Here is a 24,940-nt window from a genome sequence, read left to right on the forward strand (position 1 = left end):
GCACCGCCCGGACTCGCGTCAGAACAGCGATTCGTCGACTTCCATCAGCGTCTTCGAACCGGCGCGCGCGGCGCGGATCGTCGCCGCCGTTTCGGGCAGCAGGCGCGCGAAGTAGAAGCGTGCGGTCGCGAGCTTCGACTTGTAGAACGGGTCGCCCGACGCTTCCTTGTCGAGGGCGAGGCGCGCCATGCGCGCCCAGAAGTACGAGAACACCAGGTGGCCCACGGTGCGCAGGTACGGCACGGCGGCAGCGCCGACTTCGTCCGGGTTCTGCATCGCCTTCATGCCGATTTCCATCGTCAGCTTCTGCACCTTGTCGCCGATGTCGGCGAGCGGGTTGATGAACTCGGCCATTTCCGGCTTCACGCCTTCGGCTTCCGCGAATTCCGTGACGAGCTTGCCGAATTTCTTCAGCTTCGCGCCCATGTCGCCGAGTACCTTGCGACCCAGCAGGTCGAGCGACTGGATCGAGTTCGTGCCTTCGTAGATCATGTTGATCCGCGCGTCGCGCACGTACTGCTCCATGCCCCACTCGGAGATGAAGCCGTGGCCGCCGTAGATCTGCATCGCGTGGTTGGTCGACTCGAACGCGTTGTCGGTCAGGAACGCCTTGATGATCGGCGTGAGCAGCGCGACGAGATCGGCCGCTTCCTTGCGCACCGCTTCGTCAGCGTGCGACAGTTCCTTGTCGATCTGCAGCGCGGACCAGTACGTGAACGCGCGCGCGCCTTCGGCGTAGGCCTTCTGCGTGAGCAGCATGCGGCGCACGTCCGGGTGCACGATGATCGGGTCGGCCGGCTTGTCCGGTGCCTTCGGGCCCGTCAGCGAGCGCATCTGCAGGCGCTCCTTCGCGTACGTCAGCGAGTTCTGGTATGCGACTTCCGTGAGACCCAGACCCTGCATGCCGACGCCCAGACGCGCGGCGTTCATCATCACGAACATCGCGTTGAGGCCCTTGTTCGGCTCGCCGACCATCCAGCCCTTCGCGTTGTCGAGGTTCATCACGCACGTCGAGTTGCCGTGGATGCCCATCTTGTGTTCGATCGAGCCACACTTGATGCCGTTGCGCTCGCCCGGCTCGCCCGCGGCGTCCGGAATGAACTTCGGCACGATGAACAGCGAGATCCCCTTGGTACCCTGCGGTGCGTCCGGCAGGCGTGCGAGCACGAGGTGGACGATGTTCTTCGACATGTCGTGCTCGCCGCTCGAGATGAAGATCTTCGTGCCGCTGATCGAGTACGAGCCGTCGCCGTTCGGTTCGGCCTTGGTGCGCAGGATGCCGAGGTCGGTGCCGCAGTGCGGCTCGGTCAGGCACATCGTGCCCGTCCATTCGCCCGACACGAGCTTCGGCAGATACTGCTTCTGGAGTTCCGGCGCGCCGTGCGCATGCAGGCATTCGTAGGCGCCGTGCGACAGGCCCGGATACATCGTCCACGCCTGGTTCGCCGAGTTCAGCATTTCGTAGAGCGCGTTGTTCACGAACGCGGGCAGGCCCTGGCCGCCGTAGTCCGGATCGCAGCCGAGCGCCGGCCAGCCGGCCTCGACGTACTGCTGGTACGCTTCCTTGAAGCCGGTCGGGGTCTTCACGACGCCGTCGCCTTCATACGTGCAGCCTTCACGGTCGCCGACCTGGTTCAGCGGGAACAGTACCTCGGAGCAGAACTTGCCCGCCTCCTCGAGGACCTGGTTGATCGTGTCGGCGTCGAGGTCCGCATGCCGCGGCATTTGCTTGACCTCGGCTTCGACGTTCAGAAGCTCGTGCAACACGAATTGCATGTCGCGCAGCGGCGCGGCGTACTGTCCCATGACTCTCTCCAAAGGTGGGCAAAACGGCTCGAGCTCCTGGCGGGCGGATCACGCGCCGCTAACGGCTCTCGCTCTGATACGAAACGATCGTCTTTTCCAGCGCGGCCCACGTGAGGCGCACGGCATCCGGCGAATGCAGGAATCGTGCGTCGTGATGCAGGCCGAGCGTGAAGCTGTACAACTCGAAGAGCATCAGGTCCGGATCCGTATCCGCACGCAGATGGCCTTCTTCCTTCGCCTGCGAAATGGCACGCAGCATCGCGGCACGCCAGGCCGTCACGCTCGCGATCAACTGCTCGCGCACGGGGCTGTCGGGCCGGTCGTCGTACTCGACGGCGCCGCTGATGTAGATGCATCCGGTCGTCACTTCCTGGATGCGCTTCTCCGTCCAGCGGGCCAGCATCGCCCGGAGGCGCGGCAAGCCTCGCGGCTCACGCAGGCTCGGAAAGAACACCTCGTTTTCGAAACGATGGTGATACTCGCGGACGACCTCGACCTGCAGGTCCTCGCGCGATCCGAAGTGCGCGAACACACCACTCTTGCTCATCTGCATGCGCTCGGCCAGCAGGCCGATCGTCAGCCCCTCCAGCCCGTCACGGCTGGCGAGGTCCAAAGCAGCTTCGAGTATCGCGGCACGCGTCTGTTCGCCTTTTCGCATAGCTATTTCTGTAACCGTTCGGGGGTTCGAATAAAATCGAACGGCCGTACTATTATTGAGTGCGGCCGCTCGCGAAACAAGGAAATTATTAGAAACCGGTGTCTAACCGAGCCGCTATTTTGCGCGATTCCGGCGGGACCGGAGCGGCTTTTCCGCACGAACGTGCGGACAGATTTTTGAAGCGAACGCTTAGTCTTCGTCAGTCGTAACCACCGACCGTCAGCGCCTTCATCACGATGCGGTACGTGTTGTATGCGAGCCAGTTCAGCATACGCTCGATGCGCGGCCGTGCGGCATACCGGGCGGCATCAATTTCACGGCCTTCGGTGAAGGCGGCCGCGATTGCGTCGCGCAATTCGTTGGTGATCTCATCGTAGCGCACCAGCACGACGTTCGCCTCATTGTTCAGCATCAGGCTCAGCGCGTCGAGGTTCGACGAGCCGACGGTCGCCCAGTTGTCGTCGATCACCGCCACTTTGCCGTGCAGGATCGTCTTGTCGTATTCCGCCACGCGCACGCCCGCGCGCAGCAGCGCGTGATACAGGAACGGTACGGCCGTATCGAGCGCCGTGAACTCGTTACGGCCGATCAGGATCCGCACGTCGACGCCGCGGCGTGCCGCGCCCGTCAGTGCGCGGCGCAGCTTGCGGCCCGGCATGAAATACGGATTCGCGAGCAGGATCCGCTGGCGCGCCTGGCCGATCGCGGCGAGATACGCCTTCTCGATCGCGCGGCGGTTCACGACATTGTCGCGCGCGACGAACGCGACGCTCGGCTCCGTCACGACGCGCAGCGCACCGGCCTTGATCCACCGGTGGCTGCGCATCCAGCGCCGGAACATGTCCGGGAACGCCTCGCCGCCGTGCAGCCCCGCCGCGTACTGCGCATAAGGCTTGTGGCCGAACTGGATGCGGTGCCACTGCAGCTCGAACGCGGCGCGCACGTCCGACACCGCCGGCCCGGCCATCTCGACCGCGAAATCCCAGCGCGGGAACGGCAGCGTCGCGCTGCCCTGCGTGTAGTCGTCGACGATGTTGATGCCGCCGCAGAACGCGACCGCATGATCGATCACCGCGAGCTTGCGGTGCGTGCGCGAGAAGCCGAAGCGGCCGAACAGGAAGCGGTTGTAGATGCAGTGCTCGACACCGGCCTCGGCCCACGTATCGAACAGCGGCAGGCGCGCGGTGCCGACGCCGTCGGTGATCACGCGCACGCGCACGCCGCGCTGCGCCGCGCGAATCAGCGCATCCGACACCGGGCGGCCGGCCGCGTCGTCGCAGAAGATGTAGGTTTCGAGCATCACCTGCTCGCGCGCCGCATCGATCCGTTCGATCAGCGCGTGGAAGAATTCGTTGCCGGTCTCGCAAAGGCGCACCGTGTTGCCGGCCGTGAACGCGAGCCGCGACGCGGAGCCGCGCTCCTGCAGGAACATCTGCCGCAATTGCGCGAAGCGCTTGCGGGTTTCCGCATTCATGCGGAAGAGCCGTGCGGCGATTGCGCGAGCGACACGCGCACGGGCAGTTGCAGGATCGCTTCGGCATTCGATGGCGAAAAGCAGCGCGCGGCCGCTTCGCGGAACGGCAGCCATGCGTAGTCGACATGCTCGCGCGGCGACAGCGTCACGTCGACGCGGCGCGGCACGCACAGGCCGAACCAGTGCTCGATATTGCGCGTGACGCCCGGCGCATAGCGATGCAGGTATTGCGGATAGATGCTGTATTCGATCCGGTGGTGCCAGTCGATCAGCGCGGTGGCCGGCACGTCGGGCGACCCGACCGAGATGCCGGTTTCCTCGGCGACTTCGCGCGCGGCCGTGAGCGCGAGCGGCTCGTCGAGCGCGTCCTTCGATCCGGTCACCGATTGCCAGAAATCGGGCTGGTCGGCACGCTTGATCACCAGTACGTCGAGTTCGGGCGTGTAGATCACGACGAGAACGGATTCGGGGATTTTCGGCGGCTTCGTCATCTTTGTTTCATGCGGCACAGGGCCGTGCGCCGGGCCTGGGCCCGAACGTGCGGCAAGTGCTGCGACTGTACCGCAAAAAGCGAAAAAGGCGCACAACGGCGCCTTTTTCGTTGGGCGTCGTGCGCGCGTCACCGCGCACACGACCTGTGACAAGCGTTACGCCTTCGGCTGTTCCGGCTGACGCAGACGGATGTGCAGCTCGCGCAGCTGACGCTCGTCGACCGGGCTCGGCGCCTGCGTGAGCAGATCCTGCGCACGCTGCGTCTTCGGGAACGCGATCACGTCGCGGATCGAGTCGGCGCCGGCCATCATCGTGACGATGCGGTCGAGACCGAACGCGATACCGCCGTGCGGCGGCGCGCCGTACTGCAGCGCGTCCAGCAGGAAGCCGAACTTCGCCTGCGCTTCTTCCGCACCGATCTTCAGCGCGCGGAACACCTTGCTCTGCACTTCCTCGCGGTGGATACGCACCGAGCCGCCGCCGATTTCCCAGCCGTTCAGCACCATGTCGTACGCCTTCGCGAGGCAACGGCCCGGATCCGTCTCGAGGTACTCGAGGTGCTCGTCCTTCGGGCTGGTGAACGGGTGGTGCGCGGCAACGTAGCGCGCGTCTTCGTCGTCGTATTCGAACATCGGGAAGTCGACGACCCACAGCGGCTTCCAGCCGGCCTGGACGAGGCCGTTCGCCTTGCCGAATTCCGAATGGCCGATCTTCAGGCGCAGTGCGCCGAGGCTGTCGTTGACGACCTTCGCGCGGTCGGCCGCGAAGAAGATGATGTCGCCGTCTTCAGCGCCGGTGCGCTCGAGGATCGCCGCGATCGATGCGTCGTGCAGGTTCTTGACGATCGGGCTTTGCAGGCCGTCGCGGCCCTTCGCCTTCTCGTTGACCTTGATCCAGGCGAGGCCCTTCGCGCCGTAGATGCGCACGAATTCCGTGTAACCGTCGATGTCGCCGCGCGACAGCTCGCCGCCCTTCGGCACGCGCAGCGCCGCGACACGGCCGTCCTTCGCGTTGGCCGGCGTGCTGAACACCTTGAAGTCGACGTCCTTCATCGCGTCGGTCAGCTCGGTGAATTCGAGTTGCACACGCAGGTCCGGCTTGTCCGAACCGAAACGCGCCATCGCTTCCGAGTACGGCATCACCGGGAATTTCGCGTCGAGTTCGACGTCGATCGTCGTCTTGAAGATGTGACGGATCATGTCTTCGAACAGGTCGCGGATTTCCTGCTCGCCGAGGAACGACGTCTCGCAGTCGATCTGCGTGAATTCCGGCTGACGGTCGGCACGGAGGTCCTCGTCGCGGAAGCACTTGGTGATCTGGTAGTAACGGTCGAAGTTCGCGACCATCAGCAGCTGCTTGAACAGCTGCGGCGACTGCGGCAGCGCGAAGAACTGCCCCGCGTTCACGCGCGACGGCACGAGGTAGTCGCGCGCGCCTTCCGGCGTGCTCTTCGTCAGCATCGGCGTTTCGATGTCGATGAAGCCCTGCTCGTCGAGGTACTTGCGCGCTTCGATCGCGACGCGGTAGCGCAGGCGCAGGTTGTGCTGCATCTGCGGACGGCGCAGGTCGAGCACGCGGTGCGTGAGACGCGTCGTTTCCGACAGGTTGTCGTCGTCGAGCTGGAACGGCGGCGTGACCGACGCGTTCAGCACGATCAGCTCGTGGCACAGCACTTCGATCTTGCCGCTCTTCAGGCCGGCGTTGACCGTGCCTTCCGGACGGTTGCGCACGAGACCCTTGATCTGCACGCAGAACTCGTTGCGCACGCCTTCGGCGGTCGCGAACATCTCCGCGCGATCCGGATCGCACACCACCTGCACGAGGCCTTCACGATCGCGCAGGTCGATGAAGATCACACCGCCGTGATCGCGGCGGCGCTGCACCCAGCCGCACAGCGACACGGTTTGGCCCAGCAGGTGTTCGGTCACGAGACCGCAGTATTCAGTACGCATCGACATGATGTTTGCTTTCGTTCGGTTTGATCAACGGGTGCCGCAACGCGCGGCCCGGGCGATGATTCTTTACTTACAGCGGCGGCTCGACGGGACGACGGGCGGGCGCCGGAGCGGGCGCCGAAGGCGCCACGACGCCCATCGAGACGATGTACTTGAGCGCGGCATCGACCGACATGTCGAGTTCGATGACTTCGCTCTTCGGCAGCATCAGGAAGAAGCCCGACGTCGGGTTCGGCGTCGTGGGCACGTACACGCTCACGTACTCTTCCGTCAGATGGTTGACCACGTCGCCGCCGGGCGTGCCGGTCAGAAACGCAATCGTATACGAGCCGCGACGCGGGTATTCGATCAGCAGCGCCTTGCGGAACGCGTTGCCGCTGCTCGACAGCAGCGTGTCCGACACCTGCTTGACGCTCGTGTAGATCGGCCCGACGACCGGGATGTGACGCACGACCGCGTTCCACCACGTGACGAGCTTCTGGCCGATGAAGTTCTGCGTGGCCAGCCCGACGACGAAGATGAACGCGAGCGTCAGCACCGCGCCGATCCCCGGCAGGTGGAAGCCGAGCATCCGCTCCGGCTGCCACGATTCGGGCAACAGCAGCAGCGTCTGGTCCATCGTGCCGATGATGAGGCCGAGCACCCACAGCGTGATCGCGAGCGGGACGAGAACCAGCAGGCCGGTCAGGAACACCGTTTTCAGGGTCGTCTTTTTCATCATCTGCCGTCAATGAACCGCGCCGGAAGCGCGGGTTGGTCGCGGCCCGGCCGGGCCGCGACAGTCAACTGCTGGCGGCGGGCGCTGCAGCCGGGGCGGGCGCGGCGCTCGTCGTCGTACTTTCGGAGCTCGCGGCAGCGGGCGCGGCTGCCGCAGGCGCCGCGGCGGCCGGTGCTGCCGCCGTGTCGCCGGACGCCGTCGCCGGCGCGCTGGCGCCGCTCGAGCCACCGCGGAAATCGGTGACATACCAGCCGGAGCCCTTCAGCTGGAAGCCGGCGGCGGTGACCTGCTTGCGAAAAGCATCCTTCCCGCATTCGGGGCATTGCGACAGCGGCGCGTCGCTCATCTTCTGGAGCACGTCCTTCGCGAAACCGCACGCTTCGCATCGATAGGCGTAGATCGGCATGATATTTTTCCCGCAGAAACTGGAAACGGCTTGCAAAACCTTGAATTATAGCTGAAACCCCGGCGCGCTCCGGCAACGGCCGCGACGCCCGAGCTTCAGCGACGGCGCCACGTGAGCCAGCGCTCGTGCCCTTCGAACACGGCCAGCGAATCGGTCACCGGCAGATCCTCGATCAGTTCGAAGTGCGGCGCGAGCAGCGCATCGAGTTCCGCGCGCTCGATGCCGAACGGCGGCCCCTTTGGTTTCGCCGTCACGAAGAAATAACCGGCCAGCAGCGCACCGGCGGGCAGCAGTTCGGCCATCCGCGCCGCATAGCCGGCGCGCAGGCTCGGCGGCAACGCGCACAGGAACGCGCGCTCGTACACCCACTGCACATCGAACGGCGGTCGGTACGCGAAGAAATCGGCCTGCTCCACGACGTCCGCATGCGCGCCGAGCTGCGCCTTCGCCGCCGCCACCGCCTGCGCCGAGAAATCGATCGCGCGCACGGGCCAGCCGGCCTGCGCGAGCCAGCCGGCCTCCTGCGCACTGCCGCAGCCCGGAATCAGCACCGCACAAGGCTCGAGGCGCTGGGCAAACGCGCGAAACCCGTTCGGCACGCCGCCGAACTCCCACGGCGTCACGCCGCGCGCGAAACGCTCGTCCCAGAACGCGGCGTTGCCGGGGTCGCGCGTCTCGAAATCGGCGGTGCTCGGTGCGGGCGGTCGTTTCGGTTCGGACATCGCGCGGCTCCCTTCGGTCATGCGCCGTACGCGAGCGCGAGCAGCACGCGCGCGACGAGCGCCCCGACGCCGACGGCAAGGCCGAAGATCAGCAATGCCTGCAGCAGCCGGTTGGTACGTTTCTGCTCGACGAGGATCTGACGCATCAGGTCCTCGCTCGCCGCGCGCGGTGCGTCGTGGTGCGCCGCCATCGCGTGGTGGATCAGGCGCGGCAGTTGCGGCAGCGTCTTGCTCCACTGCGGCGCTTCGACCTTGAAGCGCTCGTACCAGCCGCGCAGGCCGATCTGCTCGGTCATCCAGCGCTCGAGATACGGCTTCGCCGTCTTCCACAGGTCGAGTTCAGGATCGAGGGAACGGCCGAGCCCCTCGACGTTCAGCATCGTCTTCTGCAGCAGCACGAGCTGCGGCTGGATCTCGACGTTGAAGCGGCGCGACGTCGAGAACAGACGCATCAGCACCTGACCGAGCGAGATGTCCTTCAGTGCGCGGTCGAAATACGGCTCGCACACTGCGCGGATCGCGCTTTCGAGCTCCTCGACGCGTGTCTCGGGCGGCACCCAGCCCGATTCGAGGTGCAGCGTCGCGACGCGGTGGTAGTCGCGCTTGAAGAAGGCGAGGAAGTTCTGCGCGAGGTAGTTCTTGTCGAAATCCGACAACGCGCCGACGATCCCGAAATCGAGCGCGATATAGCGGCCGAACGTGTTCGGATCGAGGCTCACCTGGATGTTGCCCGGGTGCATGTCCGCATGAAAGAAACCGTCGCGGAACACCTGCGTGAAGAAGATCTCGACGCCTTCGCGCGCGAGCTTCTTGATGTCGACGCCGGCCGAGCGCAGCGTCTCGACCTGGCTGATCGGCACGCCGGTCATGCGCTCCATCACGAGCACCTGCGACGTGGAGAAATCCCAAAACATCTCGGGCACGAGCAACAGGTCGAGGCCCGCGAAGTTGCGGCGCAGCTGGCTGCCGTTCGCGGCCTCGCGCATCAGGTCCAGTTCGTCGTGCAGATACTTGTCGAATTCGGCGACGACTTCGCGCGGCTTCAGGCGCCGGCCGTCTGCCCACATGCGCTCCGTCCACGTCGCGATGTCGCGCATCAGCGCGAGGTCCGAATCGATCACCGGCAGCATGTTCGGGCGCAGCACCTTGACCGCGACGGCCTTGCCCGCGTGCACGCCCTGCTTCAGCTTCGCGAAGTGCACCTGCGCGATCGACGCGCTCGCGACCGGCTCGCGCTCGAATTCGTCGAACAGCTCGTCGACCGGCGCGCCGAGCGACTTCTCGATGATCGCGATCGCGACCGCCGAATCGAACGGCGGCACCTGGTCCTGCAGCTTCGCGAGTTCGTTCGCGAAATCGACCGACAGCAGGTCGCGGCGTGTAGACAGCACCTGGCCGAACTTCACGAAGATCGGGCCGAGGCTTTCGAGCGCGTGACGCAGCCGCACGGCGGGCGGATCGGAATAGCGGCGGCCGATCGTCGTGATCCGCAACAGCAGCTTCACACGCCGGTCGTCGATCCGGGACAGCATCACTTCGTCGAGGCCAAAGCGGATGACGGTATAGACAATCTTGATGAAACGGAAAATGCGCATGCCCTGCGGCCCTCAGTGCGCGCCGCGCGGGCCGGAGCCCGTGCGCGCGCCGATTTTTTGTTCGAGTCGCTCGACCCGCTTTTCGACCCGCGCGAGCGCATCGCGCGCACGCGCCAGTTCGGCGTCGAAACCGCCGAGCACCGTGCGCCGGACGACTTGCGGGTTTTCATCGAGCCAGTATTCGGCGACGGAATCGAGCACGTTGCGGCCGGTGCGGCGCGCGCGCGCGCCGGCGTCGCGCACGACCGTCGCGATCCGGTGCGCCGCCGCGTCGCCGACCAGCTTCGCGAGATCTTCCTCAGGTTCCCAGCGCAGGTGCTCGGCCAGTTTCGCGATCTGCGTCGCGAACTCCGCGTCCCCCTCGATCTTCACGTGCTTCATCACGGCCGCCTGGCCGCCCTGCAGGAATGCGGCGACAGTGTCGCCCGCGAGTGCGATCGACACGTCGACGTGTTTCGCATCGTGCGCTTCCACAGCGGACAGATAGCCGTCGGGCTGCACGAGCAGCGTCAGCGTGACGGGCGGCACGTCGAGCCGGGCGGTCTTGCCCGCGTAGGGGATCAGGCGGTCGCTCGCCCACGATTCGCGCGCGAGCAGGTGATTGACAGCAGCAGCAAAAGGCTTGGCGGCAAAGGTCATCGGGCTGGGAAAGAAAAAACCCGCGCGGGCCGGGCGCCCACGCGGGTTTCTATTGTAACGTCGGATCGTCGGTAGACCGCGGCCAACCGCACACCCGGGCGGCAAGCGGTCGCAGTGCGGCAGCCGTCGCCCAGGCATCCGGCGGCGCGGGCCGCCGGTCACGCTCAATGCGTGTTGAGTTGCTGGATGCCCGCGAGCAGCCAGCCCTGACTGCCCGACTTCGACAGGTTCCACACCTCGTCGAACGGTGCGGCCGACGCATTCGCCGATTCGCGGATCAGCCCGTGGAAGCGCACGCTCGCCGACTGCTCGATGCCGCGATCCTCGATCGCGACCAGCTCCGCGTCGAGCTGCACGACGTCGGTCTGGTTCGACTCGTTGCCGCGCGAATCGAGGTCGATCTTGATCTCGGCGAACATTTCGGGCGTCGTGAACTCGCGGATGTCGGCCAGGTTGCCCTGGTCCCACGCGGCCTGCAGGCGCACGAAATAGACCTTCGCGCTGCGCAGGAACGCTTCGGTGTCGAAGCCCGCCGGCACCTGCAGCGGCGCAGCCGCCATCGCGCCCGCCGCGCCGGCGGCGGCTGCGCCGCCGCCGAACACGCCTTGCGCTTCGTTCGCATAGCTGCTGTTGTTACCGGTGCTGCCCTGCTGGAACGACGGGCTCTGCGAGTAGCCGCCCGACGACGATGCCGAACCGCCCACCGAGTACGCCGGTTCGTGCGGGCGGCGACGGTTCATGAACTTGCGGATCAGCCAGATGCCGACCATCGCGAGCAATGCGATCACGATGACGTTCGCCATCATGCTCGCGAACGCGCCGCCCAGGCCGAAGTGCGACAGCAGCGCCGCGATGCCGAGGCCGGCCGCGAGACCGGCGATCGGCCCGAGCCAGCGCGAGCGGTTCGGCTGCGCGGCCGGAGCCGGTGCGGCCGGGTTCGCGCGCTGCGCCTGCGCCGGCGCGGCCTGCTGCATCGGCTGCTGCGCAGGCGGCGTGGCCTGGCGCTGCGTGACGGTGGAGTTTTGACGGCCGATGCTGCGCCCGCCGCCCATGCGCTTGGCTTCGGCATCGAGCGATGCGAACGTGCCGGCCGTGAGCAGGCCGACCATCAGCAGCGTGCCGACCCGTCGAGCCCACGGCTTCGACGGCTTGCTACGGTTGAACAACGAACGCGATTCGGACATCACTTTCTCCAGATGTAAGGCGAATGTATGGAAAGAACCCCTTAGTACTTGGTTCCCATGTGTAAAGCTACCACGCCACCTGACAAATTGTAATATTTGACGGCGTCGAGGCCCGCTTGTTCCATCATCGTCTTCAGCGTGTCCTGATCGGGATGCATCCGGATAGATTCAGCAAGATACCTGTAACTTTCAGCATCTTTCGCGAACTTGTCGCCAAGCCACGGTAATACTTTGAAAGAATACAAATCGTACGCTTTTTTCAGCGGATCCCAGACTTTCGAGAATTCCAGCACCATCACGCGGCCGCCGGGCTTCGTCACGCGGCGCATCTCGGCGAGCGCGGCGTCCTTGTGCGTCATGTTGCGCAGCCCGAACGCGACCGTGACCACATCGAAGTAGTTGTCCGGAAAGGGGGTTTTCTCGGCGTCGCACAGCAGCGACGGCGTCACGATGCCCTTGTCGAGCAGCCGGTCGCGGCCGACGCGCAGCATCGATTCGTTGATGTCGGTGTGCCAGACCTCGCCCGTCGGGCCCGCCGCCTTCGCGAACGCCTTGGTCAGGTCGCCCGTGCCAGCCGCGATGTCGAGCACCTTGAAGCCGGGGCGCACGTTCGCCTGCGCGATCGTGAACGCCTTCCACGCGCGGTGCATGCCCGCCGACATCAGGTCGTTCATCAGATCGTAGTTGCTCGCGACCGAATGGAACACACCCGCCACTTTCTTCGCTTTTTCGGTTTCCTCGACGCTTTCGAAGCCGAAGTGGGTTTTGCTCATCGCGTTGATCCTCAGTTAATGGCAAGACGGCGCCGATCGGGCGCCGTCGATTTCAGTGGCAGTGGCCGTGCGGCGCGGGGGCCGCCTGCATCGGCGCGTCGCGCTCGACGCCCGCCGCCTTCAGTTTGTCGAAATAGTCGCGCCACAGCGCGTCCTGCTGCGTCGCCAGTTCGTACAGCAGATCCCACGAGTAGATGCCGGTCGAATGGCCGTCCGAGAACGTCGGCTGCAGCGCGTAGTTGCCCACACCCTCGAGCGCGGTGATCGTCACTTCGCGCTTGCCCGTCTGCAGCGTCTCCTGGCCTGGCCCGTGGCCGCGCACCTCGGCCGACGGCGAATAAACGCGCATCAGCTCGAACGGAATCCGGTAGCTCTCGCCGTTCGGGTACTGCAATTCAAGCACGCGCGACACCGCGTGCACGACGACGCCGGACGGAATCGGCGTCGTGGAAGTCAAACCGCTCATGGCTGCCTCGAATCTGTCATGCGTTGAATTTCCTCGCGCACCGCATTGTGCAGCAGCGAGGCCTGCGCCGCGCGCGCGCGCAGCAGCGCCTCTGACACGCTGCGCTGGCGCGGCGCCCAGACGGGCTGCGGGAAATGGGCGTCGTTGGAGAAGCGCGGGATCACGTGCCAGTGCACGTGCGGCACCATGTTGCCGAGGCTCGCGAGATTCACCTTGTTCGGCTGCATCACGCGGCGCACTGCCCGTTCGACCGCGTAGACCACGCGCATCAGGTGTGCCCGCTCGGGTTCGCCGAGATCGGAGAACTCGGCCACGTGCGCGCCCCAGATCACCCGGCAGAAACCCGGGTAGTCGTGCTCGCCCGTCGCCAGCACGACGCGCAGCGCATCGTCCTGCCAGAGCACCTCGCCGCCGTCTTCACGGCAAAACACGCATTCCATCGTCGCTCCCATGTGGACGGGCGCCGGCGCTTCAGCGCAGGCGCCCGCTCTCATCCTTGGCCCGGCCGGGCGGTCGTCATGCCCGCATTAGACCAGCACGCGCTCGATCCCGCCATTGTTCGCGTGTGCGACATAGTCGGCCATCCAGTTCTCGCCGAGCACCTGGCGCGCGATCTCGACCACGATGTAGTCGGCCTCGATGTTCGCATCCTCGTTGTAGCGCGACAGCCCCTGCAGGCACGACGGGCAGCTCGTCAGGATCTTCACGTCCGGGCCGCCGTTCGCGGCCGGCGCCGGTGCGCTCGCGCCGTCGGCGACGACCGGGATGCTGCGCAGCTTCGCGGCACCCTTGCGGATCTCTTCTTCCTTGCGGAAGCGGACCTGCGTCGACACGTCCGGGCGCGTGACCGCGAGCGTGCCCGATTCGCCGCAGCAACGGTCGTTCTTCTCGATCTTGTAGCCGTCCTTCTCCGTGCCCATCAGCTCGTTGACGAGCTTGACCGGGTCCATCGTCTTGATCGGCGTGTGGCACGGGTCGTGATACATGTAGCGCGTGCCCGTCACGCCGTCGAGCTTCATCCCCTTCTCGAGCAGGAACTCGTGGATGTCGATGATCCGGCAGCCCGGGAAGATCTTGTCGAATTCGTAGCCCGCGAGCTGGTCGTAGCAGGTGCCGCACGACACGACCACCGTCTTGATGTCGAGGTAGTTCAGCGTGTTCGCGACCCGGTGGAACAGCACGCGGTTGTCGGTGACGATCTTCTCGGCCTTGTCGTACTGGCCCGAGCCGCGCTGCGGATAGCCGCAGCACAGGTAGCCCGGCGGCAGCACGGTCTGCACGCCCGCCTCCCACAGCATCGCCTGCGTAGCCAGCCCGACCTGCGAGAACAGGCGCTCGGAGCCGCAGCCCGGGAAGTAGAACACCGCTTCCGAATCGACGGTCGTCGACTTCGGGTTGCGGATGATCGGCACGATCTTGTTGTCCTCGATGTCGAGCAGCGCGCGCGCCGTCTTCTTCGGCAGGTTGCCCGGCATCTTCTTGTTGACGAAGTGGATCACCTGCTCGACCACGGGCGGCTTGCCGACCGTCGCCGGCGGGTGCTGCGTCTGCTTCGTCACGACCTTCTTCAGCATGTCGTTCGCGAAGCGCTGCACCTTGTAGCCGACGCCCATCATCACGCTGCGCGCGGCGTTGATCGTCTGCGGATTGGTCGCGTTCAGGAAGAACATGCCCGCCGCATTGCCGGCGTTGAATTTCTTCTTGCCCATCTTGCGCAACAGGTTGCGCATGTTCATCGTGACGTCGCCGAAGTCGATCTTCACCGGGCACGGCGTCGCGCACTTGTGGCACACCGTGCAGTGGTCGGCCACGTCGTTGAACTCGTCCCAGTGCTTGATCGACACGCCGCGGCGCGTCTGTTCTTCATACAGGAACGCCTCGACCAGCAGCGAGGTCGCGAGAATCTTGTTGCGCGGGCTGTACAGCAGGTTCGCGCGCGGCACGTGCGTCGCGCACACCGGCTTGCACTTGCCGCAGCGCAGGCAGTCCTTCACCGAATCGGCGATCGCGCCGATGTCGGACTGCTGCATGATCAGCGACTCGTAGCCCATCAGCCCGAAGCTCGGCGTATAAGCGTTGCGCAGGTCGGCGCCTTCGAGCAGCTTGCCCTTGTTGAAGCGGCCGTTCGGGTCGACGCGCTGCTTGTACGCGCGGAACTCGGCGATCTCGTCGTCGGTCAGGAACTCGAGCTTCGTGATGCCGATGCCGTGTTCGCCGGAGATCACGCCGTCGAGCGAACGCGCGAGCGTCATGATGCGCGCGACCGCCGCGTGGGCGTCCTGCAGCATCTCGTAGTTGTCGGAGTTGACCGGCAGGTTCGTGTGAACGTTGCCGTCGCCTGCGTGCATGTGCAGCGCGACGAACACGCGCCCGCGCAGCACCTGCTTGTGGATCGCCTGCGCCTCGTCGAGGATCTGCTTGAACGCGCCGCCGTTGAAGATCGCGCGCAGCTCCGCGCGGATCTCCTGCTTCCACGAGATGCGCACCGTGCGGTCCTGCGTGACGTGGAACACGGTCGCGCCCGGCTGATCGTCCGCCCGATCGGCGAACTTCTCGGCGAGCGCCTCGTAGCCGAGCTGCACGAGATAGTGCTGCGCCTCGCGCAGCGGCTGGTCGAGCCGGTCGCGCACGAATTCCCAGCGCGCACGCACGCGCTTGAGCAGCTCCAGCGCCTGTTGCACGCGATCCTCGAGCAGTTCGGCGCTCGGGATTTCATTCGCGTCGTCGGTCTTGCCGAGCGGCAGGTTGCCGGCGCGGAAGAATGCTTCGAGCGCGTCGACCAGCTGCAGCTTGTTCTTCAGCGACAGCTCGATGTTGATCCGCTCGATGCCGTCGGTGTACTCGCCCATCCGGTTCAGCGGGATGACGACGTCTTCGTTGATCTTGAACGCGTTCGTGTGCTTCGCGATCGCGGCCGTGCGGCTGCGGTCGAGCCAGAAGCGCTTGCGCGCCTCCGCGCTGATCGCGACGAAGCCTTCGCCGCTCTTGCCGTTCGCCATCCGGATCACTTCGGACGTCGCGTGCGCGACCGCATCGGCGTCATCGCCGACAATGTCGCCGATCAGCACCATCTTGGGGAATGCGTTGCGCTTGCTCTTGGTCGCGTAGCCGACCGCGCGCAGATAGCGCTCGTCGAGGTGCTCGAGGCCCGCGAGAATCGCGCCGCCCTGCTTCGACGTCTCGAACAGGTAATCCTTGATCTCGACGATGCTCGGGATCGCCTCGCGCGCCTGGCCGAAGAATTCGAGACAGACGGTGCGCGTGTGCGCGGGCATCTTGTGCAGCACCCAGCGCGCGGACGTGATCAGCCCGTCGCAGCCTTCCTTCTGCACGCCCGGCAGGCCGGCCAGGAACTTGTCGGTGACGTCCTTGCCGAGGCCTTCCTTGCGGAACCGGCGGCCTTCGATCTCGAGCATCTCGCTCTTCAGCAGCTTCTCGCCCGGCGCGTACGCGCCGTCGAACCACTTCAGCTCGAAACGCGCGACCGCGATGTCGTGGATCTTGCCCTGGTTGTGCTCGTGGCGCGTGACTTCGAGCCAGTTGCCGTCCGGGTCGACCATCCGCCACCAGGCCAGGTTGTCGAGCGCGGTGCCCCACAGCACGGCCTTCTTGCCGCCGGCGTTCATCGCGACGTTGCCGCCGATGCACGATGCGTCCAGCGAGGTCGGATCGACCGCGAACACGTAGCCGGCCGCCTCGGCCGCCTCGGTCACGCGGCGCGTGACGACGCCCGCGCCGGAGAAGATCGTCGGCACCTTGTGCGCGACGCCCGGCAGCTCGGTCAGCTCGACCGCGCCGAGCTGTTCGAGCTTCTCGGTATTGATCACCGCGGAGAACGGCGTGAGCGGCACCGCGCCGCCCGTGTAGCCGGTGCCGCCGCCGCGCGGGATCACGGTGAGGCCGAGCTCGAAGCAGGCCTTGATGAGGCCGGCGATCTCGGCTTCGGTATCGGGGGTCAGCACGACGAACGGGTATTCGACGCGCCAGTCGGTCGCGTCGGTGACGTGCGACACGCGCGACAGCCCGTCGAAGCGGATGTTGTCCTTCTGCGTGCAGCGGCCGAGCGCCTTGGTCGCACGGCGGCGCAGGTCGGCCATTTTCTCGAATTCGTCGGCGAACTCGTTGACCGCGCGCTGCGCGGCGGCTTCGAGCATCTCGACGCGTCCCGCACGTTCGCGGCCCGCGTCGTCGCGGTGCTCGGTCAGGTCGGCGCGACGGCGCTTGCCGATCTCGGTCAGGCGGTGATTCAGCGCCTCGATCAGCAGCGCGCGACGCTTCGGGTTGTCGAGCAGGTCATCCTGCAAGTACGGGTTGCGGCGCACGACCCAGATATCGCCGAGCACTTCGTACAGCATCCGTGCCGAGCGGCCCGTGCGGCGTTCGGCACGCAGCTCGTCGAGCACCGACCACGCCTCCTCGCCGAGCAGACGGATCACGATCTCGCGGTCGGAGAAGGACGTGTAGTTGTAGGGAATCTCGCGCAGACGGGGCGCGGGGTCGGCGGCGACGGCGGCGGCCGCGCCATTCGGATCGAAAACTTGTGGTGCGTTCATGTTCGGACGACTCGGAGGGCCGATACCCCGTGCACGGGCGTCGGCAAGCGCGTGGGCGCAATCTTGGGGAAATCTGTTCTGGTGCCAGGCGCGCGACTATCTCGCATGGGGCCGGAGCGGGTCTGAACTCACCGTTCCGGGCCGGCGGGGCCTGGCGGCACTCGGAGCCATCAGCACGATCGCGCGCGGCGCGCATGCCGCTCCGCCGCGGGGCTGGCTGCGCGCGGCGTCGGCTTCAACGGGGCGATCCGAGGGTGCCTCTGCATCTTCCGATCCTTGATTCAAAACGGAATTCTAACCCATGATCGGCCCGCCCGTGAGACGCCGGACAGCGCGTGGGGCTTTCGCCGCAACCCGCGCCGGGCATGCTTCGGCGCGATTTCGCGCCCGCATTCGCCGCCCGTCCGGTCGGTAACCATGCGGTTAAACCGGTAAAAAAGAACATTCCGAGCGGCAAACATGCCCGCCGGCGCGGTTCCGCGACCGTACGCCCGGCATGCCGCTTGCGTGCGGACGGACCCTTGGCGCTATCATTGATCCTTTACCGTCTGCTTCCGCACTGCACGCGAGCGCCCATGGCATCCCACGATTACCTGAAGAAAATCCTTACCGCGCGCGTCTACGACGTCGCGCTCGAGACGGAACTCGAATCCGCCCGCAACCTGTCGGCCCGACTGCGCAACCCCGTCTACCTGAAGCGCGAGGACAACCAGCCGGTGTTCTCGTTCAAGCTGCGCGGCGCGTACAACAAGATGGCGCACATTCCGGCCGACGCGCTCGCGCGCGGCGTGATTACCGCGTCGGCCGGCAACCACGCACAGGGCGTCGCGTTCTCGGCGGCACGGATGGGCGTCAAGGCGGTGATCGTCGTGCCCATCACGACACCGCAGGTGAAAGTGGACGCGGTGCGCGCGCACGGCGGCCCGAGCGTCGAGGTGATCCAGGCGGGCGAGTCGTACAGCGATGCTTACGCGCACGCGGTCAAGGTGCAGGCGGAGCGCGACCTCACGTTCGTCCACCCGTTCGACGATCCGTACGTGATCGCCGGCCAGGGCACGATCGCGATGGAAATCCTGCGTCAGCACCAGGGGCCGATTCACGCGATCTTCGTGCCGATCGGCGGCGGCGGGCTCGCGGCCGGCGTGGCGGCCTACGTCAAGGCGGTGCGGCCGGAAATCAAGGTGTTCGGCGTGCAGGCCGAGGATTCGTGCGCAATGGCGCAGTCGCTGCAGAAGGGCGAGCGCGTCGAGCTGAGCGAGGTCGGCCTGTTCGCGGACGGCACCGCGGTGAAGCTCGTCGGCGAGGAAACCTTCCGGCTCTGCCGCGAATTCCTCGACGGCGTGCTGACGGTCGACACCGACGCGCTGTGCGCGGCGATCAAGGACGTGTTCCAGGATACGCGCAGCGTGCTCGAACCGTCCGGCGCGCTCGCGGTCGCGGGCGCGAAACGCTACGCGGAGCGCGAAGGCATCGAGAACCAGACGCTCGTCGCGGTCACGTCCGGCGCGAACATGAACTTCGACCGGATGCGCTTCGTTGCCGAACGCGCGGAAGTCGGCGAGGCGCGCGAAGCCGTGTTCGCGGTCACGATCCCCGAGGAGCGCGGCAGCTTCAAGCGCTTCTGCTCGCTCGTGGGCGACCGCAACGTGACCGAGTTCAACTACCGGATCGCCGATGCGCAATCCGCGCACATCTTCGTCGGCGTGCAGATCAAGCGGCGTGACGAATCGGCCGAGATCGCCGCGAACTTCGAGTCGCACGGCTTCAAGACCGTCGACCTGACGCACGACGAGTTGTCGAAGGAACACATCCGCTACATGGTGGGCGGCCGCTCGCCGCTCGCGCTCGACGAACGCCTGTTCCGCTTCGAATTCCCGGAGCGGCCGGGCGCGCTGATGAAGTTCCTGTCGTCGATGGCGCCGGACTGGAACATCAGCCTGTTCCACTACCGCAACCAGGGCGCGGACTACAGCTCGATCCTCGTCGGGCTGCAGGTGCCGCAGGCCGATCGCGCCGAATTCGAACGCTTCCTCGCGGCGCTCGGCTATCCATATGTCGAAGAGAGCGCCAATCCGGCTTACCGCCTCTTCCTGTCGTAAAGGCTTCGCGCAATGAATCCCGAACACTCCCCGCTCGGCAAGGCCACCGTCTACGCAGCCCAGTACGACGCGTCGCTGCTGTTCCCGATCCCGCGCGCGGGCGCGCGCGAGCAGCTCGGCATCACGGCCGCGCTGCCGTTCTTCGGCACCGACATCTGGAACGCCTACGAGCTGTCGTGGCTGAATGCGCGCGGCAAGCCGCAAGTCGCGGTCGCGACCTTCTACGTGCCGGCCGAATCGCCGAACATCGTCGAATCGAAGTCGTTCAAGCTGTATCTCGGCTCGTTCGCGCAGTCGAAGTTCGACTCGATCGACGCGGTGCGCGACACGCTCAAGCGCGACGTCTCGGCCGCATGCGGCGCGAGCGTCTCGGTGCAGCTCGTGTCGGCGCACGATTTCGGCAAGCTCGAGATGGAAGAGCTCGACGGGCTGTCGCTCGACCGGCTCGACCTCGACACCGACGTGTACGAACCCGATCCGTCGCTGCTGTCGGCGGCCGAGGACGAAGCGCCGGTCGAGGAAACGCTCGTGTCCGATCTGCTGCGCTCGAACTGCCCGGTCACCGGCCAGCCCGACTGGGGCAGCGTGCAAATTCACTACGTCGGGCCGCAGATCGATCACGCGGGGCTGCTGCGCTACATCATCTCGTTCCGCAACCACACGGGCTTTCACGAGCAGTGCGTCGAGCGCATCTTCCTCGACATCCTGCATGCGTGCAAACCGGTGAAGCTCGCCGTCTATGCGCGCTATACGCGCCGCGGCGGGCTCGACATCAATCCGTTCCGCACCAACTACAACCAGCCGATGCCGGACAACGCGCGGACCGCGCGGCAGTAACACCGACCCGCCGGAAACGAAACAGCCCCGCCGGCTCGCGTCGACGGGGCTGTTTCACTGTGCGCAGGGGATTGCGCGGGTGCGTTACTTCGCCGGCGCCTTGTAAGCGATGCAGTCGACTTCGACCTTGCAGTCGATGACCATGCTCGACTGCACGCATGCGCGTGCCGGCGGATGTTCGCCGAAGTACGACACGAACACCTTGTTGAACGATGCGAAATCGCGCGCGTCGTCGAGCCACACGCCGCAGCGCACGACGTGCTCGAGGCCGTAGCCGGCTTCCTTCAGGATCGCGATCACGTTCTCGATCGTCTGCTTCGACTGCGTGACGATGCCGCCTTCGACGACCTCGCCGTTCACCATCGGCGTCTGGCCCGACACGTACAGCCAGCCATCGGCCTCGACCGCACGTGCAAACGGCATCACCTGGCCGCCCGTGCCCTTCGCTTCGCCCACGCCATATCGCTTCATCGTTTCACTCCTTGTATGTCGACCGCAGCCCGCGCGTCAGCGCTGGCTCCGGCCCATGCAACGCACGGTTGCGGATGCGCGCACCGACGACGGCACGCGCGGCAGATCGGAACGACGACCGCGCTCAGAACGCGGCGTCGGCACTCGCCGGCACGCGCTCGCCGCGCGCGACGAAGCCGCCGGCGCGCTCGCCGGTCGGCTGGCCGTTTTCATACGTGAGCACGCCGTTCACCCACACCGCGTCGATCCCGTGCGCGGGCTGCTGCGGCTTCTCGAACGTCGCGGCATCGATCACACGCGCCGGATCGAACAGCACGAGATCCGCGTGGTAGCCGACATGCACTTCGCCGCGCCGCGCGATCCCGTAGCGGCGCGCGGACAGCGACGTCATCTTGCGGATCGCCTCCTCGAGCGGCAGCAGGTTCGTGTCGCGCACGTAGTGGCCGAGCACGCGCGGGAACGCGCCCCACAGCCGCGGGTGCGGCAGCGGATCGTTCGGCAGGCCGTCGGAGCCGACCATCGTCGCCGGATGCGACAGGATCCGCCGCACGTCGTCCTCGGACATGTTGTGGTACACGGCGCCCGCCGGGCGGATGCGTTGCGCGGCTTCCTGCTCGGTCACGCCCCAGTCGGCCGCGATCGCCTTCAGCAGCTTGCCCGCCACCTCCGGGTGCGGCTCCGACCACGTGATCGTGATGTCGATGTCGCCCGTCACCTGCTTCAGGTCGAGCGTCGACGAGCTGCGGCTGTACGGATAGCAGTCGCAGCCGACCGGCTGGTAGCGGCGCGCGCCTTCGAGCGACGCGAGCACTTCCGTGCTGCGCCCCCAGTTCGACGGGCCCGCGCACTTCAGGTGCGAGATCACGACCGGCACGCGCGCATGGCGGCCAACCTGGTACGCCTCTTCCATCGCGTCGAGGATCGCGTCGAACTCGGTGCGCATGTGCGTCGTGTAAAGCGCGCCCGCGTTCGCGAGCGGCTCGGCGAGCGCCATCACCTCTTCGGTCGGCGCCGCGAACGCGGAGCCGTACGCGAGGCCCGACGACAGCCCGAGCGCGCCGTTCGCGAGCGCCTCCTCGAGCTGCGCGCGCATGCCGGCGATTTCGCCGTCGGTCGCCGCGCGATCGAGGCGGTCCATCTGGTTGTTGCGCAGCGCGGTGTGCCCGACGAGCGCCGCGACGTTCACGGCCGGACGCGCGTCGTTCACGGCCGCGACATAGGCGGCGAAGGTCGGGTACTGGAACGCGCCACGCTCGCCGAGCAGGTTCATCGGGTCGGGCGGATCGCCCGCGAGCGTCACTGGCGACGCGCTGATCCCGCAGTTGCCGACGATCACCGTCGTCACACCCTGCGAGATCTTCGGCAGCATCTCCGGCGCGCGGATCACGTGCGTGTCGTCGTGCGTGTGCACGTCGACGAAGCCCGGCGCGAGCGCGCGGCCGTTCGCATCGACGACGGTCTCGGCAAGCCAGTTCGACAGGTTGCCGATCGCCGCGATCACGCCGTTGCGGATCGCGACGTCGCGCGTGACGGGCGGCGCGCCGGTGCCGTCGTACAGCTGCGCGCCGACGATCAGCGTATCGGCGGCTTCGGGATGCGAATGCATGGTCAGTCTCCTACCGGTTGACGGTCTCCGCCGCCGCGGTGCGCATCGAGCGCATGCTTGATGCGGCGCAGCGATTCTCGGCCCGCATCGCCGAGCCGCAATGCGACGCCGGTGACGAGCACGTCGATCGCCATCATCATCGCGTAGCGCGATGTCGAAGGCTTGTAAATGAAATCGGTTTCGAACGCGACGACCGGGATCAGGTGGTCGGCGAGCTTCGCGAGCGGCGAAGCCGGCGCGGTGATCGCGATCAGCTTCGCGCCGTAGCGCTTCGCGAGACGGCAGCTCTCGAGCAGCTCGGGCACGCGCCCGCTCACCGACAGCGCGACGACCACGGCGTCGCGCGACAGCGTTGCCGACACCATCCGCTGCAGCAGGCTGTCCTGGTAGGTCGCGACCGGCCGGCCGAAGCGCACGAGCCGAAAGCGCAATTCGTCAGCGAGCGCGGTCGAGCCGCCGCCCTGCCCGTACACGTAGATCATCTTCGCGCCGGCGAGCAGGTCGGCCGCCGCGTCGAACGACGTGTTGCGCAGCAACTGGTGGTTGTGCGCGAGTGCCACGCGGATTTCGTCGTAGACGACCGATGCGGGGCTCGCGTCTTCTTCCGGATGCTCATCAGCCGGCACGAGAAAGCGCTGGCCGACGGCCGCCGCCTGCGCAACGAGCACCTTCAGTTCGCGCACGTCGCGGCAGCCCACCGCCTTCGCGAAACGCGTGACCGTCGCGACACTGACTTCCGCGTCGCGCGCGAGCGCGCCGATGCTCGCATGCGCGGCGCGCGCGAGATCGGCGAGGATGAATGCGGCGACCTTGCGTTCGGCCTCGCGCAACTCGGGCGCACATTCGGCAATCCGCGCGACGATGTCGAGGACCGGCTGGGCGACCGAAGCCGGTTGCTCGGCTGCGAACGGAGCGGACGGGGTAGCGTGCGAATTCATCTGCTGAAAAGTGTGTGGCGCCTCATGTTACTAAATAACATCACCGCGCCGATGCTACTTTCTGTACCATCTGCGTGTCAACTTCAGTGCAATGCATAGTGATGATGGAGCGGGATGACATGAAAGTTACAAACTATCAGGAACCGACAATCAATCCGTTGGGCAAGGGCCTCGGCAACCTGCCGAGCGCGAGCGTGCCGCTCGACGACGCGGGCCGCCTCGAGTGGAACCTGCTTGCGGAAGACGTCAGCCTGCCGGCCGCCGTGCTGTACGCGGATCGCATCGAACACAATCTGAACTGGATGCAGGCGTTCGTCCAGCAGTACGGCGTGAAGTTCGCGCCACACGGCAAGACGACGATGGCGCCGCAACTGTTCCGCCGCCAGCTCGACGCCGGCGCATGGGGCATCACGCTCGCGACCGCGCACCAGACGCAGGCCGCGTATCACGGCGGCGTACGGCGCGTGCTGCTCGCGAACCAGCTGGTCGGCCGCCAGAACATGACGATCATCGCTCAGCTGCTGTCCGATCCCGAGTTCGAATTCTTCTGCCTCGTCGATTCGGCCGACGGCGTCGACCAGCTCGGCCGTTTCTTCGGCGACGCGAAGAAGACGCTGAACGTCCTGCTCGAGCTCGGCGTGCCAGGCGGCCGCGCGGGTGTGCGCGACGCCGCGCAACGCCAGGCCGTGCTCGACGCAATCGCGCGCTACCCGGACACGCTGAAGCTGGCCGGCATCGAACTCTACGAAGGCGTGCTGAAGGAGGAAGGCGAGATCCGCACGTTCCTGCAGGACGCGGTCGCGCTCACGCGAGAGCTGGCCGAAGCCGGCCGCTTCGCGCGCACGCCGGCGATCCTGTCGGGCGCCGGGTCGGCGTGGTACGACGTGGTCGCGGAGGAATTCGCGAAGGCATCCGACGCCGGTTTTGCGGAAGTCGTGCTGCGTCCGGGCTGCTACCTGACGCACGACGTCGGCATCTACAAGAAGGCGCAGACTGACGTGTTCGCGCGCAACCCGATCGCCCGCAGGATGGGCGAAGGGCTGCTGCCGGCGCTGCAGCTGTGGGCGTACGTGCAGTCGGTGCCCGAGCAGGATCGCGCGATCATCGCGCTCGGCAAGCGCGACGCGGCGTTCGACGCGGGCCTGCCCGAGCCGGCGCGCCACTTCCGCCCGGGCCGCGACAGCGCGCCGCGCGATGTCGCCGCGAGCGAAGGCTGGGCCGTCACCGGGATGATGGACCAGCACGCGTACCTGCAGATCCCGCCGGGCGCGGACGTGAAGGTCGGCGACATGGTCGCGTTCGACATCTCGCACCCGTGCCTGACGTTCGACAAGTGGCGCCAGCTGCTCGTCCTCGATCCGCAGTTCCGCGTGACGGAAGTCGTCGAAACCTTCTTCTGAAGCTCCGCGCACACCGCCCTGCCGCCGCGCGGGGCGGCCGTCACGCGCGCTTCAAGCGGCCGGAGTACACTGCGCTTTCGTCCTCGGGGCCGCTTCGCCGCCGCAGCGCCGTATGCGGCGCGAACGGGCCCTCAACGCTGTTGAATGG

The 24,940-nt window shown here is 66.5% G+C and carries 21 protein-coding genes; 3 read left to right on the forward strand and 18 right to left on the reverse strand.

Going from position 1 to position 24,940, the window contains the following annotated elements:
* Positions 1–18: 18 nt before the first annotated feature.
* The 15 genes from BTE28158_RS00830 to BTE28158_RS00900 form a co-directional block, all read right to left on the reverse strand.
* The gene (locus BTE28158_RS00830; RefSeq protein ID WP_059607654.1) at positions 19–1,806 is read right to left on the reverse strand and encodes an acyl-CoA dehydrogenase C-terminal domain-containing protein; all 1,788 of its coding nucleotides are present in this window, start codon (positions 1,804–1,806) and stop codon (positions 19–21) included.
* Positions 1,807–1,864: 58 nt separating this feature from the next.
* Positions 1,865–2,464 carry a TetR/AcrR family transcriptional regulator gene (locus tag BTE28158_RS00835; RefSeq protein WP_006751498.1) on the reverse strand — a complete coding sequence of 200 codons (600 nt, stop codon included), beginning with the start codon at positions 2,462–2,464 and terminating at the stop codon, positions 1,865–1,867.
* Between the two features lie 199 nt (positions 2,465–2,663).
* On the reverse strand, positions 2,664–3,938 hold the full coding sequence (gene clsB / locus BTE28158_RS00840) for a cardiolipin synthase ClsB (protein WP_059607656.1): 1,275 nt from the start codon (positions 3,936–3,938) through the stop codon (positions 2,664–2,666).
* Positions 3,935–4,429, reverse strand: coding sequence for a dihydroneopterin triphosphate diphosphatase (nudB, locus tag BTE28158_RS00845; protein ID WP_124900920.1), 495 nt, complete (start codon positions 4,427–4,429; stop codon positions 3,935–3,937). Before nudB ends, clsB begins: the two co-directional genes overlap by 4 nt.
* Before the next feature lie 156 nt (positions 4,430–4,585).
* Positions 4,586–6,388 (reverse strand): aspartate--tRNA ligase, encoded by a 1,803-nt coding sequence (aspS, locus tag BTE28158_RS00850; protein ID WP_059607657.1) that lies wholly within the window; start codon positions 6,386–6,388, stop codon positions 4,586–4,588.
* Between the two features lie 67 nt (positions 6,389–6,455).
* A complete protein-coding gene (locus tag BTE28158_RS00855; protein WP_006477842.1) occupies positions 6,456–7,106 on the reverse strand; it encodes a DUF502 domain-containing protein in 651 nt (216 codons plus the stop codon).
* A 61-nt stretch (positions 7,107–7,167) separates the two neighbouring features.
* Positions 7,168–7,509 carry an FmdB family zinc ribbon protein gene (locus tag BTE28158_RS00860; RefSeq protein WP_174919609.1) on the reverse strand — a complete coding sequence of 114 codons (342 nt, stop codon included), beginning with the start codon at positions 7,507–7,509 and terminating at the stop codon, positions 7,168–7,170.
* Positions 7,510–7,604: 95 nt separating this feature from the next.
* Positions 7,605–8,231, reverse strand: a complete 627-nt coding sequence (locus BTE28158_RS00865; RefSeq protein WP_151052460.1) for a class I SAM-dependent methyltransferase — start codon at positions 8,229–8,231, stop codon at positions 7,605–7,607.
* Positions 8,232–8,248: 17 nt separating this feature from the next.
* Positions 8,249–9,826, reverse strand: a complete 1,578-nt coding sequence (gene ubiB / locus BTE28158_RS00870; protein WP_124621295.1) for a ubiquinone biosynthesis regulatory protein kinase UbiB — start codon at positions 9,824–9,826, stop codon at positions 8,249–8,251.
* A gap of 12 nt (positions 9,827–9,838) precedes the next feature.
* On the reverse strand, positions 9,839–10,465 hold the full coding sequence (locus BTE28158_RS00875) for a ubiquinone biosynthesis accessory factor UbiJ (protein ID WP_151052462.1): 627 nt from the start codon (positions 10,463–10,465) through the stop codon (positions 9,839–9,841).
* A 164-nt stretch (positions 10,466–10,629) separates the two neighbouring features.
* A complete protein-coding gene (locus BTE28158_RS00880; RefSeq protein WP_174919611.1) occupies positions 10,630–11,649 on the reverse strand; it encodes a Tim44 domain-containing protein in 1,020 nt (339 codons plus the stop codon).
* Between the two features lie 41 nt (positions 11,650–11,690).
* A complete protein-coding gene (ubiE, locus tag BTE28158_RS00885) occupies positions 11,691–12,422 on the reverse strand; it encodes a bifunctional demethylmenaquinone methyltransferase/2-methoxy-6-polyprenyl-1,4-benzoquinol methylase UbiE (RefSeq protein WP_059607669.1) in 732 nt (243 codons plus the stop codon).
* A 52-nt stretch (positions 12,423–12,474) separates the two neighbouring features.
* A complete protein-coding gene (locus tag BTE28158_RS00890; protein ID WP_011886002.1) occupies positions 12,475–12,888 on the reverse strand; it encodes a gamma-butyrobetaine hydroxylase family protein in 414 nt (137 codons plus the stop codon).
* Positions 12,885–13,328 (reverse strand): HIT family protein, encoded by a 444-nt coding sequence (locus BTE28158_RS00895; RefSeq protein ID WP_059607671.1) that lies wholly within the window; start codon positions 13,326–13,328, stop codon positions 12,885–12,887. The genes BTE28158_RS00890 and BTE28158_RS00895 overlap by 4 nt, the downstream gene beginning before the upstream one ends.
* Positions 13,329–13,415: 87 nt before the next feature.
* Positions 13,416–17,441, reverse strand: a complete 4,026-nt coding sequence (locus BTE28158_RS00900) for a DUF3683 domain-containing protein (RefSeq protein ID WP_059607673.1) — start codon at positions 17,439–17,441, stop codon at positions 13,416–13,418.
* Between the two features lie 575 nt (positions 17,442–18,016).
* Between BTE28158_RS00900 and ilvA the strand changes: the two genes are divergently transcribed.
* Both ilvA and queF read left to right on the forward strand, forming a co-directional pair.
* The gene (gene ilvA / locus BTE28158_RS00905; protein WP_059607674.1) at positions 18,017–19,540 is read left to right on the forward strand and encodes a threonine ammonia-lyase, biosynthetic; all 1,524 of its coding nucleotides are present in this window, start codon (positions 18,017–18,019) and stop codon (positions 19,538–19,540) included.
* Between the two features lie 12 nt (positions 19,541–19,552).
* The gene (queF, locus tag BTE28158_RS00910) at positions 19,553–20,377 is read left to right on the forward strand and encodes an NADPH-dependent 7-cyano-7-deazaguanine reductase QueF (RefSeq protein ID WP_059607677.1); all 825 of its coding nucleotides are present in this window, start codon (positions 19,553–19,555) and stop codon (positions 20,375–20,377) included.
* Positions 20,378–20,461: 84 nt separating this feature from the next.
* On the opposite strand, the gene BTE28158_RS00915 is transcribed toward queF, so the two are convergent.
* From BTE28158_RS00915 to BTE28158_RS00925, 3 genes are all read right to left on the reverse strand, one after another.
* Entirely contained in the window at positions 20,462–20,848 is a 387-nt protein-coding gene (locus BTE28158_RS00915) for a RidA family protein (RefSeq protein ID WP_006751946.1), read from the reverse strand.
* A gap of 124 nt (positions 20,849–20,972) precedes the next feature.
* Positions 20,973–22,454 carry an N-acyl-D-amino-acid deacylase family protein gene (locus BTE28158_RS00920; protein WP_059607679.1) on the reverse strand — a complete coding sequence of 494 codons (1,482 nt, stop codon included), beginning with the start codon at positions 22,452–22,454 and terminating at the stop codon, positions 20,973–20,975.
* A 2-nt stretch (positions 22,455–22,456) separates the two neighbouring features.
* Positions 22,457–23,392, reverse strand: a complete 936-nt coding sequence (locus BTE28158_RS00925) for a MurR/RpiR family transcriptional regulator (RefSeq protein WP_124900915.1) — start codon at positions 23,390–23,392, stop codon at positions 22,457–22,459.
* Between the two features lie 119 nt (positions 23,393–23,511).
* On the opposite strand from BTE28158_RS00925, the gene BTE28158_RS00930 reads away from it, so the two are divergent.
* The gene (locus BTE28158_RS00930) at positions 23,512–24,792 is read left to right on the forward strand and encodes an amino acid deaminase (protein WP_059607683.1); all 1,281 of its coding nucleotides are present in this window, start codon (positions 23,512–23,514) and stop codon (positions 24,790–24,792) included.
* Positions 24,793–24,940: the final 148 nt, after the last annotated feature.

Origin of the sequence: Burkholderia diffusa (assembly GCF_902499115.1) — a bacterium.
GTDB classification, from domain to species: Bacteria; Pseudomonadota; Gammaproteobacteria; order Burkholderiales; family Burkholderiaceae; genus Burkholderia; species Burkholderia diffusa.

Excerpts from the sequence above, each read along its gene's own strand:
- ubiB (WP_124621295.1), bottom strand. The coding sequence starts at position 9,826 with ATGCGCATTTTCCGTTTCATCAAGATTGTCTATACCGTCATCCGCTTT.
- aspS (WP_059607657.1), bottom strand. The coding sequence starts at position 6,388 with ATGTCGATGCGTACTGAATACTGCGGTCTCGTGACCGAACACCTGCTG.
- BTE28158_RS00875 (WP_151052462.1), bottom strand. The coding sequence starts at position 10,465 with ATGACCTTTGCCGCCAAGCCTTTTGCTGCTGCTGTCAATCACCTGCTC.
- queF (WP_059607677.1), top strand. The coding sequence starts at position 19,553 with ATGAATCCCGAACACTCCCCGCTCGGCAAGGCCACCGTCTACGCAGCC.
- BTE28158_RS00900 (WP_059607673.1), bottom strand. The coding sequence starts at position 17,441 with ATGAACGCACCACAAGTTTTCGATCCGAATGGCGCGGCCGCCGCCGTC.
- BTE28158_RS00880 (WP_174919611.1), bottom strand. The coding sequence starts at position 11,649 with ATGTCCGAATCGCGTTCGTTGTTCAACCGTAGCAAGCCGTCGAAGCCG.
- BTE28158_RS00865 (WP_151052460.1), bottom strand. The coding sequence starts at position 8,231 with ATGTCCGAACCGAAACGACCGCCCGCACCGAGCACCGCCGATTTCGAG.
- BTE28158_RS00895 (WP_059607671.1), bottom strand. The coding sequence starts at position 13,328 with ATGGAATGCGTGTTTTGCCGTGAAGACGGCGGCGAGGTGCTCTGGCAG.
- BTE28158_RS00930 (WP_059607683.1), top strand. The coding sequence starts at position 23,512 with ATGAAAGTTACAAACTATCAGGAACCGACAATCAATCCGTTGGGCAAG.
- nudB (WP_124900920.1), bottom strand. The coding sequence starts at position 4,429 with ATGACGAAGCCGCCGAAAATCCCCGAATCCGTTCTCGTCGTGATCTAC.
- BTE28158_RS00830 (WP_059607654.1), bottom strand. The coding sequence starts at position 1,806 with ATGGGACAGTACGCCGCGCCGCTGCGCGACATGCAATTCGTGTTGCAC.
- BTE28158_RS00860 (WP_174919609.1), bottom strand. The coding sequence starts at position 7,509 with ATGCCGATCTACGCCTATCGATGCGAAGCGTGCGGTTTCGCGAAGGAC.
- ilvA (WP_059607674.1), top strand. The coding sequence starts at position 18,017 with ATGGCATCCCACGATTACCTGAAGAAAATCCTTACCGCGCGCGTCTAC.
- clsB (WP_059607656.1), bottom strand. The coding sequence starts at position 3,938 with ATGAATGCGGAAACCCGCAAGCGCTTCGCGCAATTGCGGCAGATGTTC.
- BTE28158_RS00925 (WP_124900915.1), bottom strand. The coding sequence starts at position 23,392 with ATGAATTCGCACGCTACCCCGTCCGCTCCGTTCGCAGCCGAGCAACCG.
- BTE28158_RS00920 (WP_059607679.1), bottom strand. The coding sequence starts at position 22,454 with ATGCATTCGCATCCCGAAGCCGCCGATACGCTGATCGTCGGCGCGCAG.
- BTE28158_RS00855 (WP_006477842.1), bottom strand. The coding sequence starts at position 7,106 with ATGATGAAAAAGACGACCCTGAAAACGGTGTTCCTGACCGGCCTGCTG.
- BTE28158_RS00890 (WP_011886002.1), bottom strand. The coding sequence starts at position 12,888 with ATGAGCGGTTTGACTTCCACGACGCCGATTCCGTCCGGCGTCGTCGTG.
- ubiE (WP_059607669.1), bottom strand. The coding sequence starts at position 12,422 with ATGAGCAAAACCCACTTCGGCTTCGAAAGCGTCGAGGAAACCGAAAAA.
- BTE28158_RS00915 (WP_006751946.1), bottom strand. The coding sequence starts at position 20,848 with ATGAAGCGATATGGCGTGGGCGAAGCGAAGGGCACGGGCGGCCAGGTG.
- BTE28158_RS00835 (WP_006751498.1), bottom strand. The coding sequence starts at position 2,464 with ATGCGAAAAGGCGAACAGACGCGTGCCGCGATACTCGAAGCTGCTTTG.